At 63.8% G+C, this 17157-nt stretch carries 18 protein-coding genes; 9 read left to right on the plus strand and 9 right to left on the minus strand.

All coding sequences use genetic code 11. The features are described from left to right. The first annotated feature begins 103 nt into the window (after window positions 1-103). Together AC1DX6_RS20910 and AC1DX6_RS20915 are read left to right on the plus strand one after the other, a co-directional pair. Complete coding sequence (locus tag AC1DX6_RS20910; RefSeq protein ID WP_477317152.1) at window positions 104-532, plus strand: VOC family protein; 429 nt, start codon at window positions 104-106, stop codon at window positions 530-532. A gap of 99 nt (window positions 533-631) precedes the next feature. Next, window positions 632-1438 carry a class I SAM-dependent methyltransferase gene (locus AC1DX6_RS20915; RefSeq protein ID WP_477316793.1) on the plus strand — a complete coding sequence of 269 codons (807 nt, stop codon included), beginning with the start codon at window positions 632-634 and terminating at the stop codon, window positions 1436-1438. Between the two features lie 30 nt (window positions 1439-1468). On the opposite strand, the gene AC1DX6_RS20920 is transcribed toward AC1DX6_RS20915, so the two are convergent. Together AC1DX6_RS20920 and AC1DX6_RS20925 are read right to left on the minus strand one after the other, a co-directional pair. After that, the gene (locus tag AC1DX6_RS20920; protein WP_477316795.1) at window positions 1469-2056 is read right to left on the minus strand and encodes a dihydrofolate reductase family protein; all 588 of its coding nucleotides are present in this window, start codon (window positions 2054-2056) and stop codon (window positions 1469-1471) included. Window positions 2057-2083: 27 nt separating this feature from the next. Beyond that, window positions 2084-2974: an NmrA family NAD(P)-binding protein gene (locus tag AC1DX6_RS20925; protein ID WP_477316797.1), complete on the minus strand. Its 891-nt coding sequence runs from the start codon at window positions 2972-2974 to the stop codon at window positions 2084-2086. A gap of 119 nt (window positions 2975-3093) precedes the next feature. On the opposite strand from AC1DX6_RS20925, the gene AC1DX6_RS20930 reads away from it, so the two are divergent. Further along, window positions 3094-3510: a winged helix-turn-helix transcriptional regulator gene (locus AC1DX6_RS20930; protein ID WP_477316799.1), complete on the plus strand. Its 417-nt coding sequence runs from the start codon at window positions 3094-3096 to the stop codon at window positions 3508-3510. Window positions 3511-3747: 237 nt separating this feature from the next. Here AC1DX6_RS20930 and gcvA read toward each other — a convergent pair whose 3' ends face one another. Next, window positions 3748-4644 (minus strand): transcriptional regulator GcvA, encoded by an 897-nt coding sequence (gene gcvA / locus AC1DX6_RS20935; protein WP_477316801.1) that lies wholly within the window; start codon window positions 4642-4644, stop codon window positions 3748-3750. 119 nt (window positions 4645-4763) lie between these two features. Here gcvA and AC1DX6_RS20940 point away from each other — a divergent pair, with 119 nt between their 5' ends. Beyond that, window positions 4764-5468 (plus strand): SDR family oxidoreductase, encoded by a 705-nt coding sequence (locus AC1DX6_RS20940; protein WP_477316803.1) that lies wholly within the window; start codon window positions 4764-4766, stop codon window positions 5466-5468. Window positions 5469-5545: 77 nt separating this feature from the next. Here AC1DX6_RS20940 and AC1DX6_RS20945 read toward each other — a convergent pair whose 3' ends face one another. The 5 genes from AC1DX6_RS20945 to AC1DX6_RS20965 all read right to left on the minus strand — a co-directional run bounded on the left by AC1DX6_RS20945 (window position 5546) and on the right by AC1DX6_RS20965 (window position 10452). Next, on the minus strand, window positions 5546-6136 hold the full coding sequence (locus tag AC1DX6_RS20945; protein ID WP_477316805.1) for a DUF922 domain-containing Zn-dependent protease: 591 nt from the start codon (window positions 6134-6136) through the stop codon (window positions 5546-5548). Then, a complete protein-coding gene (locus AC1DX6_RS20950) occupies window positions 6133-7680 on the minus strand; it encodes a winged helix-turn-helix domain-containing protein (RefSeq protein ID WP_477316807.1) in 1548 nt (515 codons plus the stop codon). Before AC1DX6_RS20950 ends, AC1DX6_RS20945 begins: the two co-directional genes overlap by 4 nt. 65 nt (window positions 7681-7745) lie before the next feature. Then, a complete protein-coding gene (locus tag AC1DX6_RS20955) occupies window positions 7746-7961 on the minus strand; it encodes a hypothetical protein (RefSeq protein WP_477316809.1) in 216 nt (71 codons plus the stop codon). Window positions 7962-8191: 230 nt separating this feature from the next. After that, complete coding sequence (locus AC1DX6_RS20960; protein ID WP_477316811.1) at window positions 8192-9469, minus strand: D-tagatose-bisphosphate aldolase, class II, non-catalytic subunit; 1278 nt, start codon at window positions 9467-9469, stop codon at window positions 8192-8194. Beyond that, entirely contained in the window at window positions 9466-10452 is a 987-nt protein-coding gene (locus tag AC1DX6_RS20965; protein ID WP_477316813.1) for a tagatose kinase, read from the minus strand. Before AC1DX6_RS20965 ends, AC1DX6_RS20960 begins: the two co-directional genes overlap by 4 nt. A gap of 305 nt (window positions 10453-10757) precedes the next feature. Between AC1DX6_RS20965 and AC1DX6_RS20970 the strand changes: the two genes are divergently transcribed. The 4 genes from AC1DX6_RS20970 (at window position 10758) to AC1DX6_RS20985 (ending at window position 15238) form a co-directional block, all read left to right on the plus strand. Beyond that, window positions 10758-12077, plus strand: coding sequence for an ABC transporter substrate-binding protein (locus AC1DX6_RS20970; RefSeq protein WP_477316815.1), 1320 nt, complete (start codon window positions 10758-10760; stop codon window positions 12075-12077). A gap of 191 nt (window positions 12078-12268) precedes the next feature. Continuing rightward, complete coding sequence (locus AC1DX6_RS20975; protein ID WP_477316817.1) at window positions 12269-13039, plus strand: L-iditol 2-dehydrogenase; 771 nt, start codon at window positions 12269-12271, stop codon at window positions 13037-13039. Between the two features lie 35 nt (window positions 13040-13074). Continuing rightward, window positions 13075-14082, plus strand: coding sequence for a zinc-dependent alcohol dehydrogenase family protein (locus AC1DX6_RS20980; RefSeq protein ID WP_477316819.1), 1008 nt, complete (start codon window positions 13075-13077; stop codon window positions 14080-14082). Window positions 14083-14227: 145 nt separating this feature from the next. Beyond that, window positions 14228-15238 (plus strand): LacI family DNA-binding transcriptional regulator, encoded by a 1011-nt coding sequence (locus tag AC1DX6_RS20985; protein WP_477317154.1) that lies wholly within the window; start codon window positions 14228-14230, stop codon window positions 15236-15238. A gap of 37 nt (window positions 15239-15275) precedes the next feature. Here AC1DX6_RS20985 and AC1DX6_RS20990 read toward each other — a convergent pair whose 3' ends face one another. After that, window positions 15276-15533 carry a DUF1127 domain-containing protein gene (locus tag AC1DX6_RS20990; protein ID WP_477316821.1) on the minus strand — a complete coding sequence of 86 codons (258 nt, stop codon included), beginning with the start codon at window positions 15531-15533 and terminating at the stop codon, window positions 15276-15278. 165 nt (window positions 15534-15698) lie between these two features. Here AC1DX6_RS20990 and AC1DX6_RS20995 point away from each other — a divergent pair, with 165 nt between their 5' ends. Continuing rightward, window positions 15699-17126: a LuxR C-terminal-related transcriptional regulator gene (locus AC1DX6_RS20995; protein WP_477316823.1), complete on the plus strand. Its 1428-nt coding sequence runs from the start codon at window positions 15699-15701 to the stop codon at window positions 17124-17126. Window positions 17127-17157: the final 31 nt, after the last annotated feature.

Genomic DNA, 17157 nt, shown 5'->3' on the forward strand with positions numbered 1-17157 from the left:
CGGTTGCATTTATTATCCAGTCGGCGTGGCGATGCACAAAAATGCTCTACCGAATTGACGAGGCGCGTTTCGACTATAGGTTTCCGGTCTTGTGAATCGGGAGATATCGCTCATGGAGCTTCATCGCGGCCGTCTTGTCGACCACATCCAGCTGGTGGTCAAAGATATCCCGGCCAGCCGGCGGTTTTACGAAGCCGTTTTCAAGGTGCTCGGTATTCCGATCGGCGGTGAGGCCGAGGACTATTTCTGGGCCGACGAACTGTTCATCTCCAGCATCGACAGCCGGGCGGCGAGGGGGCAGCTGACCGGGCGCCATCATTTGGCCTTCCAGGCCCGGGACCGCGCCATGGTCGACGCTTGTTACCAGGCCGGTCTCGACGCCGGCGGCATCGACAATGGCGGGCCGGGCGCGCGGCCCTATCACCCTGGCTACTACGCCGCCTTCCTGCTCGATCCCGACGGCAACAACATTGAGGCTGTGTTTCATGGGCCGGCGGCGCGCAGTGCAGCTTCGGTGAAGATCACATTCTAGGGCCTTGTTTTCGCGAGTGTGGCACCTTTCGGTCGAAAGCGACCCAAGACAAAATTTGTATGCTAGTCTCGCCGGCCATCGGACGGCAGGGGGATAGCAATGACGGAAACGGACAAGGTATTTGCCGGCTCGATTCCGGAAAACTACGACCGCTATATGGTGCCGTTGATTTTCGAGCCGTTCGCCGCGGATCTTGCACGACGAGCAGCATCCCTGTCGCCCGTCGCCGTTTTGGAGATCGCCGCGGGCACCGGGGTTGTCACCCGCGCACTGGCGCCAAAGCTGGCCTCAGGCGCAAGCTATGTCGTAACCGACCTCAACCAGCCGATGCTCGACTACGCCGCTGCGCAACAAGCGCCCGACAGTCGCATCACATGGCGTCAGGCCGATGCGATGGCGTTGCCGTTTGAAAATGCCGCCTTCGATCTCGTTTGTTGTCAGTTCGGCGCGATGTTCTTTCCCAACCGCACATCCGCCTACCGCGAGGCAAGGCGCGTCTTGAAGCCCGGAGGCCATTTGCTGTTCAACGTATGGGATCGCATCGAGGAGAATGTCTTTGCCGATGATGTGACGAATGCTCTGGCAAAGATTTTTCCGAACGATCCGCCGCGCTTTCTGGCCCGCACGCCGCACGGCTACCACGATAAGGCACTGATCCGCGGCGATCTGGAAGACGCAGGGTTCTCCCATGTGGTGATCGAGACGAGAGCCGAACAAAGCCGTGCCTCGTCGCCGCGCATTCCGGCCGTTGCCTATTGCCAGGGAACGCCCCTTCGCAACGAAATCGAGGCCAGAGGAAAACTGGACGCCGCAACCGACCATGCCGAGGCCGCGCTTGCAGCCAGACATGGCAGCGGCGCGGTTGCCGCCAAAATTCAGGCACACGTCATCGTGGCTGTGGTCTGAGCAATTTCAGGAAAGCGTTCCGTCCAGAATCTAGCCGGCAGGAGCGTAGCGGTTGACCACCATGCCGCAGGCATAGGCCTTCGATCCGAGCAGCCGCAGCTGCCTGAACCCGCTTTGGTCGAAGATCCTCTCGCCGTCGCCAAGTGCGGCCGGGTTGATGAACAGCTGCAATTCATCGACCAGCCCGGCCGCAATCAGCGCCGAGGCAAAGCCGGCGCCGCCGAACACGGCGACGTCGCCGCCCTTGGCGGCCTTCAGCGCGTTGACCTCGCGCGGCAGGTCGCCGCTGGCGACCGTGGTGCGCTCCCACCGCGATGCCTTTAGCTTGTCGCTCAGCACCACTTTGTCAGCGTCGACGATGCGCTGCGCAAAGGCATAAAAACCGTCGCGCGGATAGTTTTTGGCCGCATTGCCCCAATGGGTGAGGTAGCCTTCCTCGGCCATCTTGCGGCTGAGCAGGATAGTGTCGAAGCCGGCGAACACGGCGTTGAAATCCTGCTTCAACGCGTCGTCCCACGGGCAATTGCCGCCCCATTCCCAGAGCTGCCAGTGTTCACCGCCGGCGGCGCCGACAAAACCGTCGACCGACATCTGCATCTGAAGGATCAGCTTTCTCATCGGCGCTCTCCTTGTTCGATCCGATGTCTAGGCGGCCAGGTCGCGCGCCTGGGCAAATTCCTGCGCCCAGCGTTCAAAAGTCGTCGGCGTGGTGTTGCGCGCAGAAGGCTGCTCCAACGCCCAACGCTCGCCCTTGTTGAAGCTGGTCGCCGTCTCGATCAGCGCATCGGCGAAACTGGCCGACATGCCGTTGCCGACCATGCCGGCTTTGGCGTCGGCAAGGGGCACGCTCTGGTAGGACACTTGCCTGCCGATCGCCTTGCCGAGGATCGCTGTGGCCTCAGCCAGCGTGTAGTGGCCGCCGCCCTGCAATTCGATGACGCGATCGGACGGAAAATCCTCGGCGCCGAGCAAGGCGGCGACACGCTGCCCGATATCCTTTGCCGCGATCAGCGGCATCGGCAGGTCGCCGCGGAACGGGGTGGCGAAGACACCGGACGCGGACTGTTCGATGAAGCCCATGCCTTTGACGAAATTCTCCATGAAGAACGACGCGCGCAGATGCACCAGCTCGTCGAGGCCGAGCGCATCGAGACGCTCCTCCATCATCGCTGCGCCAAGCGAGGTTCCCATCTTGAGGTGGGCGTTGAGGCCGCTGAGCAGCACCACCCGGCGCACGCTGGAGCCAGCGATGGCAGCCGCCAGCCTGGCGCCGACCTCGTCTTCGAACCGGTGCAGATCCGGCGTCTGGACATCGAAGGGGATCATGACATAGGCGCTGTCGGCGCCCGAGAAAGCGGTTCCAAGCGCGCTGGCATCGTCAAGCGGAACGCCGAGGCTGCGTGCAACGCGCCTGACGCCATGGCCTTGCTTCGCCAGCATTGCGGCGGCCTCGGCGCCGACCTCACTGGTGGCGCCGACGACGACGATCGTCCTGGCCGAGGCGTTGGCTTTCGCGGTGTGGTCCCGATGTTCCATGACATTTCGCCCTCTTCCCGAAAGCCGACCTGGTCGGCACCAATGGTTTACATTTGGAACTATTGACGCATCGCCAAAATGATGTCAATAGTAAAGTGATTTAAAAATGGAACTATAAAATGTCGACCATGGAAAAATCCGGCTGCCCGATCAACCTGTCGCTCGAACTGCTCGGCGACCGCTGGACGCTGCTGATCGTTCGCGACCTGATTTTCGCGGGCAAGAAGCACTTCAGGGAGTTCCTGCTGTCCGACGAAGGCATCTCGTCGCGCACGCTGGCCGAGCGGCTGCAGACGTTGCAGGAGGAGGGCATCATCACCAGGAGCGGCGATCCCACCCACAAACTAAAGGCAATCTACCGCCTGACCGCGGCCGGTATCGACCTTCTGCCGGTGCTGGCGACGCTCGGCGCCTGGGGCAGCAAACACCGCAACGCCGACGGCGAGCTGGCGAGGATCGCCGACGAACTGGCGGCAGGTGGCGACGCGGCGTTGGAGCAGATGAAGCAGGCGCTGCGCGCCGAGCATATTGAGTGACGGCCGATCTCCCCCCTTGTGGGGGAGATGCCCGGCAGGGCAGAGGGGGGCTGTCCCTCAGCCTGTCAACCAATCGGCGGCGCCGCATCCGGTTGGGAACGGACGAAGTCCAACGTTGGCGTTCCTTCACACCCCCCTCTGTCCTGCCGGACATCTCCCCCGCAAGGGGGGAGATCGGCTATTCTGGACGCTTCCGCTACCTTGATGTTTGTCGATCGACGGCGCGAGCCAAAGCCTTCAGTCCGACCCCCGCCCCTCATCCAGCAACCACTGCCGCACGGCTTGCGTCGGCTCGGGGTGGCGCTGCTTGCGCGGCACCACGACATAAAAATCCTGCGTGCCGCGCATTTCCGCACTGAGCGGCTGCGTCAGCCGGCCGGCCGCGATGTCGGCGGCGACGAGAAAGCGGCTGGCCAGCGCGATGCCCTGGCCGGCAATGGCCGCGTCGATCGCCAGTCCGGTCTGGTTGAAGCGCATGCGCTTTGCCTCGGTCGTCATCTTCTGGCCGAGTGCCTGTTCCATGAATTCCGGCCACAGATTGTGCGCATCGTGCAGCAGCACATGATGCTGGATATCGGCCGGCGCGATCTCTTTCGCACCGCTCGGCAGCAGCGCCGGACTGCAGACGGCGACGATCTGTTGTGGAAACAACAGGTCCACCATCAGGCCGGGGCCGAAGGGCGGACGGCCTTGCCGCACCGCAATGTCGACGCCGTCGCTCTGGAAGCTCGACAGGCTTTCGCTGGCCAGGATGCGCAAATCGACCAGCGGGTTGTGCGCCACGAACTCCGGCAGTTTCGGAATCAGCCATTTGGTGGCAAAGCTCGGCGTGACGCTGATCGTCAGCCGCGCCGGCTCGGGCCGCAGCAGCAAGGTGGCTTCCGAGATCAGGTCGAAGGCGCGACGGATGTTCGGCACATAGGCGCGGCCCTCATCGGTCAGCGCCAGGCCGCGCGGCAGCCGCTCGAACAGCTTTGCCCCGAGATCGGCCTCCAGCCCGCGAATATGCTGCGCCACGGCACCTTGCGTCACGTTCAGTTCCTGCGCGGCAATGCGGAAGTTGAGATGACGCGCGGCGGCTTCGAAGGCGCGCAGCGCATTCAACGGCGGCAGGCTGTGGAAGGCTTCGGGCATCCAGGAGTTTTTCTACTGCTTGAATTCAGGCTTTCTGGTTCGAACCGGTGGAGAAAACCAGCTATACCATCCTTTGAATGCGCAAGACATACGCCGCAAAACCCGCACGGAGAGAAAATATGAGTGTAGAAAAAGTGGCTGTTGTGGTGGCCGGCGGCAGCGGCATGGGCGCGGCGGCGGCGAAGCGTCTGGCCGCGGATGGCTTCAAGGTCGCTATCCTGTCCTCATCCGGCAAGGGCGAGGCGCTGGCCAAGGAGCTTGGCGGCCTCGGCGTCACCGGCTCCAACCAGTCGAATGACGATCTGCAGCGGCTTGTCGACCTGACGCTCGAGCGCTTTGGCCGCATCGACGTGCTGGTCAACAGTGGCGGCCACGGACCGCGCGCGCCGATCCTCGAAATCACCGACGAGCAGTGGCACACCGGCATGGACGTCTACCTGCTCAACGTCATCCGGCCAGTGCGCATCGTGGCACCGCAGATGGTCAAGCAGAAGGCCGGCGCCATCATCAACATCTCGACGGCCTGGGTGGTCGAACCGAGCCCGATGTTCCCGACCTCGGCCGTGTTCCGCGCCGGCCTTGCCGCCTACACCAAGATCTTCGCCAACACCTACGCCGCCGACAATGTGCGCATGAACAATGTGCTGCCCGGCTGGATCGACAGCCTGCCGGCCACCGAGGAGCGCCGCGACAGCGTGCCGATGCAGCGCTACGGCACAATGGAGGAGATTGCCGCAACCATCGCCTTCCTTGCCTCCGAAGGCGCCGGCTACATCACCGGCCAGAACATCCGCGTCGATGGTGGGATCATTCGCGCGATTTGACGGGCCGCCGATCTCCCCCCTTGTGGGGGAGATGTCCGGCAGGACAGAGGGGCGCGCTGTCCCGCAAGCCTCACGCACTATCCCCCATTCACGAAAGCCAGCACCAGCTTCTGCAGATTCCCACCGGGGCCGAATTCGACCCGGTCGAAATCGCGGCTCGCCTGCCGCTGCGCCAGCGAGATTTCGGCGAGCTGCCTGGTCAGTTCGGTCCTGATCTTGCTGCAGCCGGGGTCACCGGCGACGGTCAGACCGACGCTGATTGCTTCGATCTTGCGCACCATTTCGACGATGGCTGCGCCATGCACCTTTTCATGCGCGGCGAGCCCGGCGGCGAAAGTCTCCCAGCTCTTCTGCATGGCAGGGGCGAGCGGCCCGGCCGGCTTGGGCAACGTGTAGGTGATGACCAGCTTCGGTCGCGCCGACCTGAGCACACAGGCATTGCCTTGCGGCCTGTAGTCCCTGGTCCAGGTCAGCTTGAAATTGGTGTGCGCGATGACGCGGCCCTTGCCAAGCAAAGGCCCGCGCTCGCCGATCGTGGCATAGAGTTCGGGGCCGGTCTGGCCTGTGATGGTGTAGGTCTCGACCTTTTCGATCGGCTTCCAGTCGGCGCGCGCCGGCGACGCCAGGAGTGAGGTCGCGAACAGGAGAGAGAACAGGACTGTTTTCATGTTTCCGGCATCGATGCTTCATCCCAGCCGGCACGTTCAAGGCCGGACCGGACCCGTTCCCGGTCCTCGATACGTTCGAGGCGAAGGTCAGCTAGGATTCCCTGCACCGTCAAACCAGGCTCGAGTTGGCATCCCTCCCTGGCGCAAGCCTTGGCTTTATCGATTTCGCCTGCAAGAGCATGGCATGCCGCAAGCCGCCCCCAATGCCACGCATCCTTGCGTGGCAGGCATGAAAAGGCGGCGGCTGCTTCCCCGTAGCGGCCGACGACGAGCAAGGCTTCGCCCCTGTCGAAATAGTACCATGCCGGGTGCATCGGATTGAGCTGGATGGCCTGGTCGAGTAGCGCTAAGCCGGTCTCGCCATTGCCGCGAATGGCCTGGAAAAAGCCGGTTTGGGCCAGCGTGTCGGCATCGTAGGGATTGAGATCCAGCGCGCGCGCGAAATGCCGCGCCGCCGCGTCGTAGTCGTCTCGATCCCTGTACATCAGGATGAGCGCCAGTATCCGGTGGCAGCGGGCCTCGTCGGGACTTAGCGCCGTGGCGTGCAGGGCCTGGTCCCGTGCCTGATCGAGCACGGCGCGCGGCGCAGTGGCGTAGCCGCCAATGATCAAGTCGGCCAAAGCGAGATAGGCGTGCGCGAGCCCCGAATCCGGGTCGCGTTCGATCGCCTTCATGAGATGTTCGCGGGCTTGCTCGTTGACTCCCTCGCCATAGCTGCGCAGTAGGGCCATGCCACGCAACAGGTGGAGATAGGCCTCGACATTGGCGGCGGGTGCAGGCTGGCTGCGCCGCATGACAGCGCTTTCGATATTGGAGACCAGCGCGGTTGCAATCCGTTGCGCCACCATCCTTTGAAAAGCGAAAATCTCGCTTGTCCTGAACGGGAATGTCTGCGCCCAGACGCGCCGGCCGGACGCTGTCTCGGACAGGACGACGTGCGTGCTGTAGCCATCGTCGGCGCTTTCGACGCTGCCTTCCGCGACATAGTCGGCGCCCAGACGCTCTGCGGTCGCCCAGATATCCCCGGCCGAGTATTCGGCAAGCGCGAAGGCCGAATGACGCGCCAGCACCACTATGGTCTTGAAATAGGAAAGCGCATTGGTGATCTCCTCCACCGCGCCATCGAAGAGCGGCTTTGCCGCCGCATCGGCAACGTTGATGCGAAATGGCAGGATGGCCACCATCGGCTCGGGCATCCGTCCGACCCGAACCGCAGCGGTGGCCGGCGACGGCGAAGCGGCGAGGCTGTCGTCGGCAGCCTGGAGCATGTAACCGCGCCGGGGCACGGTGCGAATCACGGACTGCGCCTCGTCGCCTATGCACTTGCGCACGTCGCGGATGCATTGGGTGAGCGAATCCTCCGTCACGAAGGTGCTGGGCCAGACCGCCTGCAACAGTTCGTCCTTGGTCAGCACACGGCCGGGATTGCGCACCAGGAAGGCCAGCAGGTCGAAGGTCTTCGGCCTGACCGGCACGATCTCGCCGTCACGCCGGAGCGTTCCGCGGTCGAGATCGAGAACCGAGCTGCCGATCTGTTGTGCCAAGCCGTTGCACCATCGCCGCGCGCGTCATTGCGCGGCGATCATCGGAGCCGCAGAAGTAGGCGAGGTCAAGCCCGAAAGATACTGGAAAGGCGCAGCCAAAGACCTTGCCGTTGGCCGCCTCTGCTGGTGGTTGCCTCGGTGGGTGTCAGCCGGTCGAGATAAGCCAGCATCTGCGCGGTCTCGCCGCCGCAGAATTCGACACTGCCCGTCGACAGGATCCGGTGCACTTCTTCCCGCGCCAGAATTGACGGGAGAAAGGGTCCTTCAGCCTTCACATGCATGATCGATCTCCAGGGTTGGTGGCGGCAATTGGGCGCGCTCGTAGGGTTGGGTCCCGAAGAGCATCGCCGCGACAAAGCCGTCGCGTCCTGAACGGATGCTGATTTTATGCTGAAATCGAAAACAGGTGGTCGCTGCGCCGGACACGCCGATGTTGGATGGCAACAAGCTGTCGCGTAGCCGATGTGATCGGCCGCAACAACCGGTGAATTTCTACCTGCCTGCGCCGTGCTCAGGCCTCACGGCAAGCCGCGTCATAGTCGGCCAGCACCTGATCGACCGCCGCGAGCAGAATGGCCTCGGGGTTGCCCGCTGGTCCAAGCCCGGCCGGCAGCATCGGCAGGTACTGCCGCATCAGCGTTTCGGGGATGTTGACGCCGTTGAGCACCTCGCGCAGGCGGCCGACGGCGACGCCGGCGGTGGGGTTGCTCCAGTAATAGCGGATGCGGTCGCTGTAACTGTAGTGCCGCTGCAGAAAGAGGTTCGCTTTGTCGCCGTGATAGTGGCTGTGCCAATGGCCGGGTGCTGCCAGCATCACGCGTTCCATAGTGCGGGCCAGCGACCGCTCGCCGTAGTCCGCGACCATTTCGGAGGCGATCAGGTCGAGCCCGTAAAGCGCCTCGCGCAAGGCAAATGTCAGGCCGGGACCGACCTTAAGAATGGGAAAGCCGTTATCGACCAGCGCGGTCAGCGCCGCCCGGCTCTGGTAGTCGGTGGAATGCGCCTCGTAGACGAGCGACGGTTCCTCGTCGAGCAATCCGGTCAGCGCCTTCGACGCCGCGGGCGCGTAGGGAACAACATTCTGGCTGCCGAATTCGACGCCCGGCTGCACCACCACGGCAATGACGCGGCCGAACGCTTCGCTCAGGCCTTCCCTGGCAAAAATCTCGCGATGCACCGCGATCGTGCGCCGCGCCGCCGCCGCTTCGGTGGGCTTCAGGTCGCTGATCGTATGGTCGACGCCGCCGGGGGCAGGGACCTCGGTGCCTATGATGTAGACCGGCAAGGCGCCGCCGGTCGCACGCGCCGCCTTTTCCGCCGCCTTGGCCAGCCGCGCCGCCCGCGTGGCGATGGTCTCGTCGTCGAGCGCCGCCGGCTCGCCGGCGCAGCCCATCGAGGCGTCGAGATGGATCTTGCTGAAACCGGCCCAGACGTAGGCCGTGACCATGGCTTCGGCCTTGCTCATAGCTTGCGACGCCGGCTCGGCACGCCACGGGTTCGGCCCGAGATGGTCGCCGCCGAAGATGATGCGCGAGGGGTCGAGACCTTCCCGGCTGGCGATCTCCAGCACGAAGGCGATGAACAGGTCCGGCGTCATCCCGGTATAGCCGCCGAACTGGTTGACCTGGTTGCAGGTCGCCTCGATCAGCAGGACGGTTTCCTTGTCGTTGACGGCACGCCGTATGGCCGCCTGGATCACCAGCGGGTGGGCCGAACAGATCGAGGTGATGCCGTAAGGCGATCCGTTTCGTCGCGCGATGGCGAGGCCTGCAAGCGGATTGGCTCTCATGTCGCTCTCGCGGTCCCGGTGATGAAATCGTCAAGCACGTCGAAGCCGGCGGTGCCCTCCATCGGGCCGCGCCGCGTGACGTTGCGGGCGCCGGCGGCATTGGCATAGAGCAGCGCCTTGCCAGGCTCCATGCCCTTGCGCCGGCAGGTCAGATAGGTCGCGCCAAAACAATCGCCGGCGCCGGTCGGGTCAACTTCCTCGACCACGAAGCCGGGGCAGTCGATCCTGCTGCCGTCGCTGCCGAAATAGGAAGAGCCGGCAGCGCCGCGCTTCAGCACAATCTCGCCGACGCCCCTTGATATCAGCGCCTTCACCGCCTGGCATTCGTCATCGACGCCTGCCGCGGCAAGCAATTCGTCGCCGGAGGGCAGCAGCAGGTCCGCATCGTCGACCAGAGCGGCGAATTGCGCCCCGTCGGCGCCGTCGATGAGTTCCTTGCGCATGTTCGGGTCGAAGGAGGTCGAGCCGCCGCGGGCGCGCACCGCTTTCAAGGCATAGGCAACGATCTCCTTCAGCCCGGCCACGGACAGAGTGGATCCCATGACATGCAGATGGCCGGCCCTGTCCGCCAACTGGCGCGCCTCGCTGGTGAGGCGGATTTGCCCGGCGGCGGATTCGGCGATGTTGTAGACGAAGTCTCTGCCACCATCGGGCCGGTAGCGCACGAAAGCGCTGCCTGTGGGGTAGCGGTCGCTGACATCAACCGCTGAGACATCGACGCCGTCGCGTCTTAGCCTGTCCAGATTGATCGTTCCGAAATCGTCGCGGCCGACGCAGCCGATGAGCCCGGCGCCGCCGCCGAGCCTTGCCACCTGGTCGATGAAGATCGCCGGCGCGCCGCTCGGGTAGGGGCCGACAAGCGTCAGCGGTTCGAGGAAGCCCTGGCCTCGGTCCGTCGCCATGATCTCGACCAGGATTTCGCCGGCGGCAATCGTCGGACCCGCGGTCTCGGCGGCGATCTCCCTTCGGCGGGACAGGCTCATGCTTGCAATTCCTTCTCTCCCCCAGCGGTAGCGAACGCCGATCGTGGCGGCGTGCGACGATAGCGCCCTGATGTAGCCGAGGTAAATCGCACCGCGAGCGAAGTCAACACAAACTGCACGTACGTTCACTTTCTTTGCATCGCGCGCGGCTTTCCTGATGCGCCGAACGGTGAGCCATCATGCAACGAGCCTAGGCGAGGTGCCAAATATCAGGCCTTGCGCAGCTTGACTCCTGGGTCTCCAAGCGCAATAAAATATACACGCATGTTCACTTACACATGCGCATTCGTAAAGGAGGAGACGAAATGCCAATTGGTAAGCGTATGGGAATTCTTGGCCTGTCGGTCGCCGCGTCGGCACTGACAGCGGGTGCCGCCTTGTCCGAGGAGATCACGGTTGCGACGGTCAACAATGGCGACATGATCATCATGCAGAAGCTGTCGCCCGAGTGGGAGAAGGCGACCGGAAACAAGGTCAACTGGGTGGTGCTCGAGGAGAACGTGCTGCGCGAGCGGGTCACCACCGACATCGCCACCAAGGGCGGCCAGTTCGACGTCCTGACCATCGGCGGCTATGAGACGCCGATCTGGGGCAAGGCCGGCTGGCTGACATCGCTCAACGATCTCGGCGACGACTATGACTATGACGATCTGATCGCGCCGGTGCGCAGTGGCCTCACCGTCGACGGCAAGCTCTACGCCGTGCCGTTCTACGCCGAGAGCTCCTTCACGCTCTACCGCAAGGATCTGTTCGACGCCGCCGGCCTGAAGATGCCGGAGCAGCCGACCTATGACCAGATCACGGAATTCGCCGACAAGCTCACCGACAAGTCGAAGGAGCAGTATGGTCTCTGCCTGCGCGGCAAGCCTGGCTGGGGCGAGAACATGGCCTTTGTCGGCACGCTGGTGAACACGTTCGGCGGCCGCTGGTTCGACATGGACTGGAAGCCACAGCTCAATTCGGACGCCTGGAAGAAGGCGATCGGCTGGTATGTCGACACGATGAAGAAGGATGGACCTCCGGGAATCAGCTCTAACGGCTTCAACGAGAACCAGACCTTGTTCGCCTCCGGCCATTGCGCCATGTGGATCGATGCCACGTCCGCGGCGGGTCGCGTCTATGATCCCAAGCAAAGCCAGGTCGCCGACAAGGTTGCCTTCGCCAAGGCGCCGGTGGCGGTCACGCCAAACGGGTCGGCCTGGGGCTGGGCCTGGAGCCTGGCCATCCCGACCTCGACCAAGAAGGCGGATGCAGCAAAATCCTTCGTCAAGTGGGCGACCTCGAAAGCCTATGTCCAGCGCGTCGGCGAGACCGAAGGCTGGGTCGCGGCGCCTCCGGGAACGCGCAAGTCCACCTATGCCAGCGCCGACTACCAGAAGGCGGCACCCTTCGCCGCGACGGTGCTTTCGGCGATCGAATCCGCCGATCCGACCAAGCAGACCAAGGATCCGGTTCCCTATACCGGTATCCAGTTCGTCGCCATCCCCGAATTCCAGGGCATCGGAACCGAGGTCGGCCAGGCGATTGCCGCCGCGGTCACCGGCCAGCAGTCCGTCGACGATGTGCTGAACGGCGCCCAGGCCGCGGTGGAGAAGACGATGACGGAGGCGGGCTACATCAAATAGGCGCGTTCAAGCCAGGGGCGGTGCGTGCCGCCCCTGGCGATCCGGGCCTGAAAAAACCTCCCGTTGCAGCAGGCCCGGAGGAAGCACGGACCCGTCCACAGCGGGTCCGTGCTTTCCGCAAAGGCGCTTGCAAGTCGCGCCAGCCGCCATTCGGCGCTACATCTTTTCGAGAAATATTGGAAAGAATTGAAATGAGACTGAAGAACAAGATTGCCCTCATAACCGGCGGTGCGCGCGGCATTGGCCTCGGTTTTGCGCAAGCCTATGCGCGCGAAGGCGCCAGAGTGGTGATTGCCGATATCGACATCGATCGCGCGACGCGGGCGGCCGCCGCAATCGGCGCTTCGGCCAGCGCCGTCAAGCTCGACGTCACCGACCTCGATGCGATCGAAGGCGTCGTCGCCGCGGTCGACCGCGATTTCGGCGGCATCGACATCCTCGTCAACAATGCGGCCATCTTCGACATGGCGCCGATCACCGAGATCACCGAAGCCAGTTATGACAGGGTCTTCGCCATCAATCTTAGGGGGCCGCTGTTCATGATGAAGGCGGTGGCCAATGTGATGATCAAGCGCGGCCGCGGCGGCAAGATCATCAACATGGCGAGCCAGGCCGGTCGCCGCGGCGAGGCGCTGGTGACGCTCTACTGCGCCTCCAAGGCCGCGATCATCTCGGCGACGCAGTCGGCGGCGTTGGCGCTGGTCAAGCACGGCATCAATGTCAACGCTATCGCGCCCGGCGTCGTCGACGGCGAGCATTGGGATGTCGTCGATGCCCACTTCGCCCGCTGGGAGGGCCTGAAGCCGGGCGAGAAGAAGGCGGCGGTGGCCAAGTCCGTGCCGATCGGTCGTTTCGCGCAGCCGGAGGATATTGCCGGCCTTGCCGTTTTCCTGGCCTCGTCCGACAGCAACTACATCCTGGCGCAGACCTACAATGTCGACGGCGGCAACTGGATGAGCTGACCGCTCCTGAGCCACGTCCTCAAGGGGAAACCGAAATGAAGGCCATCCGATTTACCGCTGCGGGCGTTGCCGGCATGGCGGAGCTGGACCTGCCAGGAATCAAGCCGGGGCACGCTCTGGTGCGGGTCCGTGCCGCCGGGCTTTGCCACACCGACATCGAGGTGCTGCATGGCCGCTACGGAGAGGGCGCGTTTCCGCTGGTTCCCGGTCATGAATATGCCGGCACGGTGGAGGCGATCGCCGACGATGTGACCAGCGTCAAACCCGGCGACCGGGTCGCCGTCGATCCCAACATCCCGTGCGGGCATTGCCCCGCCTGTAGGAAAGGCCTCACCAATCTGTGCGCCAGCCTGAAAGCCTATGGCGTGACCGCGGATGGCGGCTTCGCCGAGTTCAGCCTGGTTGCCGTCGACCATTTGCATGGGATCGGCGATCTCGATTTCGCCACCGCAGCACTTGCCGAGCCGCTCGCCTGTGTCCTCAACGGTCTCGGCGCCGCCGGCATCGAGCAGCGCATGCCCGGCACCGCGCTGGTCTTCGGCGCCGGGCCGATCGGCCTGCTGCTGGCGCTGTCGCTGAAGGCGAGGGGGGTGGCAAAGGTTGCGGTCGCCGACATCAGCGAGCCCCGGCTTGCCTTCGCAGAGGCGCTCGGGTTGGAGCCGTTGGTGTCCGGATCGCAGGCGCTGTCGGCACGGGCGCGCGGCTTCGATTTCGTCGCCGACGCCACCGGTGTCGCCAAGGTGGTCGAGGGCATGATCGGCTTCACCGCCGATGGCGGCACAGCACTTGTCTTCGGCGTCTGCGCGCCCAATGCCAGGATCTCGGTCGCCCCGTTCGAGATCTTCCGCCGGCAGATCAGACTGGCGGGGTCGCATTCGCTGAACCGCAACATCCCGCAGGCGCTCGACATCCTCAGGCACGACGATGGCACGATGGCGCGGCTGGTCAGCCACCAGCTGCCGCTTTCCGAATTGCTGCCGTTTTTCGCCAAAGCCGGCGGCGACCCGGCGACGATGAAAGTACAATTTTCCGCGGACATTTGAGCGAGGATGCGCGGCACGTCATGAACCGGCAAACTGGCACTACCACGGGTGAAACCTTGCTGCTTTGCGCAAGATGGTGACTCACGTAGACAGGGACGGGGAAGGTCGAACAGGGGGCCGGCAAATGGCAAAGACGATCAGGACGATGGAGGACTTCTCGGCCTTTGTCGGTCTGTCTCGCACGACGGTTTCCAAATATTTCAACGATCCCAGCTCGGTCAGGAAAAACACGCGCGGCACCATCGAGGCGGCGCTGAAGAAATCCGACTTCCGGCCGAGCATGTTCGCCGTCAATCTCAACCGTCGCCGCAGCAACATTTTGGGCGTCATCATTCCGAATTCGACCGATCCGTTCTACATGGCGCTGACGCGCCGCATCGAGCTGATCGCCAACGAAGCCGGCTTCCTGGCGTTTGTGCTGTCGTCCGACGGACGCGCCGAAATGGAAGACCAGGCGATCCAGACATTCAAGTCGATGAACATTGCCGGCGCCATCATCGCGCCGCTCGGCGTGCAGTCGCACCACCGGATCCTGGCCGAACTCGGATCGAGCATCCCGCTGATCTATGTCGACTCGCCGCTTGACGAGACGTCCTCATTCGTCGGCACCGACAACAGGCAGAGTTTCAGGCTGATCGTCGACTATCTCTGCAGGTCCGGCGAGCCGCCCTGCTACTTCGCCATGCCGCTGGTCAACAACAACGCCTCGGCGCGGCAGGATGCCTATGTCGAAGCCATGCACCAGTTGAAGATGACGCCTGAAATCGTGCCCGTCGCCGACGCACGATCGTGGGATTTCGAAAAGTTCGGCTTTGACGAAGCGCTTCGTATCCTGAAGGCGCAAGGCTTTCCGACCAAGACGGTGCTCTGCGCCAACGACCGTGTCGCCTTCGGCGTCATCGCCGCCGCCTATCAGCTGGGCCTGAAAGTGGGCCACGGGGCGGACTGCGATCTCAGGGTTGCCGGCCATGACGACCACCCCTTGTCGCGCTATGCCTGCCCGCCGATCACGACAGTGGCGCAGAACTACAACGAGATCGGGCGTCTCGCCATCGAACTGCTGCTTGAGCGGCTGGATGAAAAATCCCAGGCCGCCAAACCCGGCAGCGGGCGCATTCTGCTCAATGCCGAGCTGATGCTGCGCAGCTCGGCCTGAAGCGGGCGGGCGAGGGGCTATAGGTCAGCTCATGCCTTCAGCGGCGCCAGAACGGCTTGGCGATTTCCGCGTTCACCTCAGCCATGGTCAGCCCGATGTCGTCGATCAGTTCGGGCGTGTCCCTTGCCATCGTAGCCAGTTGACCGCGAAACCGGGTGCGCTCGCCCCACGCAACAATTAGGCCGATCAGGCCGGGCTGTCGCTCCGAGCGCCTGATTGCGCTGGCCCTCGGTTTATGGAGATCCAGCTGCACTGCGTCGTAAAAATCGGATACGTTGTTCAGCAGGGTTTTCATCGTTTGCTCCTTGGCGTCAATGCCCTGTACGGAGGGCATGGCTGGAGCCTGGGCCTCTGCCGGCTGCCGTGCCATCGGGCAGATGCGGTGTTTGGGGTCCCGCATTTGTAGTATTCTACATCGGCAACAGTTGAAACCGCGCCTATCCGGTGGCAGGAATTTGCCATGAACCGCGTCGCGACATCTGCGCAGCCCTTGTCCGACCGCGAGCGGGCGGTGGCGGAAAAATTTGCCTCAGGTCTGACCTATCGCGAGATTGGCGAGTCGCTATTCATCGCCCCCTCAACCGTCCGCACCCATCTCGCCGCGATCTATGACAAGCTTGGCGTCCGCAACAAGGTAGCGCTGGCATCGCATATCCATGGCGCCTCCAGCGCCGGGACGGACGGGCTGTTACCTTTGCCTGACACTTCGCCGGTGCTCGCCATATTCCCCATCGAATGTCTGAACTCCGACGAGCGCTGGCGCCGCTTTGCCGACGGCCTGTCGTCGGACATCACCATCGACCTGGCGCGCTACGCGGGCCTGCCCGTCATCGCCTTCCACACCATGAAGGTGCTAGGCAGCAAGCCCGCCGACTTCGCTGAGGACGGCAAGGCGCTTGGCGCCACCTATGTTGTGTCGGGTCAGTTGCGCGCGGACGACCTGCGTGTTCGGTTGACAATCCAGCTTGCCGACGCACAAAGCGGCGTCAGCCTGTGGAGCGAGCGCTACGACCGCCCGGTCGAGGACATTTTCACGCTGCAGGACAGCTTGACTGAAAGCGTCATCAATGTGCTCGCCGGCAGTTTCGGTACGCTCGCAACGGTCGGCCGCAACGCGGTTCGCCGCAAGCCGCCGGCCAGTCTGCGGGCCTATGACTGCTATCTGCTCGGCGTCGAACAGCACAACACGTTCAGTCGCGGCGGCAACGTGGCGGCGATCCGCCTGCTTTCACGGGCGCTGGAGCTCGATCCCACCTTGGCCAGGGCCTGGACCGAGCTTGCCTATGCCTATTCGATCGAGGCCTGCAACGGGTTCAGCGACGACGTGCAGGGCTCGATCGAGAATTGGCGGACGGCAATCGAAAACGCCATGCAACTCGACCCGACGGACAGCCACGCCTGCACCTGCCTTTGCGATCTCAGAGCCTGCCTCGGCGACCCCGAAGGGGCGGAGCGCGCCTATCGGCGCGCCTTCGAATACGGTTCCAACCATGCCGACACGCTGGTGCTGCTGGCCGGCAGCCGGACTCTTGTCGTCGGTGACCCCACGGAGGCAATTGCGCTCATCGAGCGCGCGATGCGCCTCAATCCGCTGGCGCCACCCTGGTATTTCGGCATGCTGGGCCGCATCCTGTTCGTCACTGGCAGGCACAGGCAAGCCATCGCCGCGCTGCGCAGGGGTTCGCCGGACTCGCCAAACACACTTATGTTCCTGGCGCTGGCGCACGCGTCAGTGGGCCAAGCCGCCGAGGCGGCGGGCGCCGTGGCTCGCTTGAGAACAGAGTTTCCGGGCTTTTCGGTCGAACGCTTCATCGCGTGCTATCCTGTGACAAACCCCGACGCGGCGCTGGCCATTCGCCACGCCGCCAAGCTGGCGAAGCTCGGATAGAGCTGGCGCGGGAATCGGGTGGCGCGGCCCG

The sequence above is a fragment of the Mesorhizobium sp. P2_C4 genome, assembly GCF_056404575.1.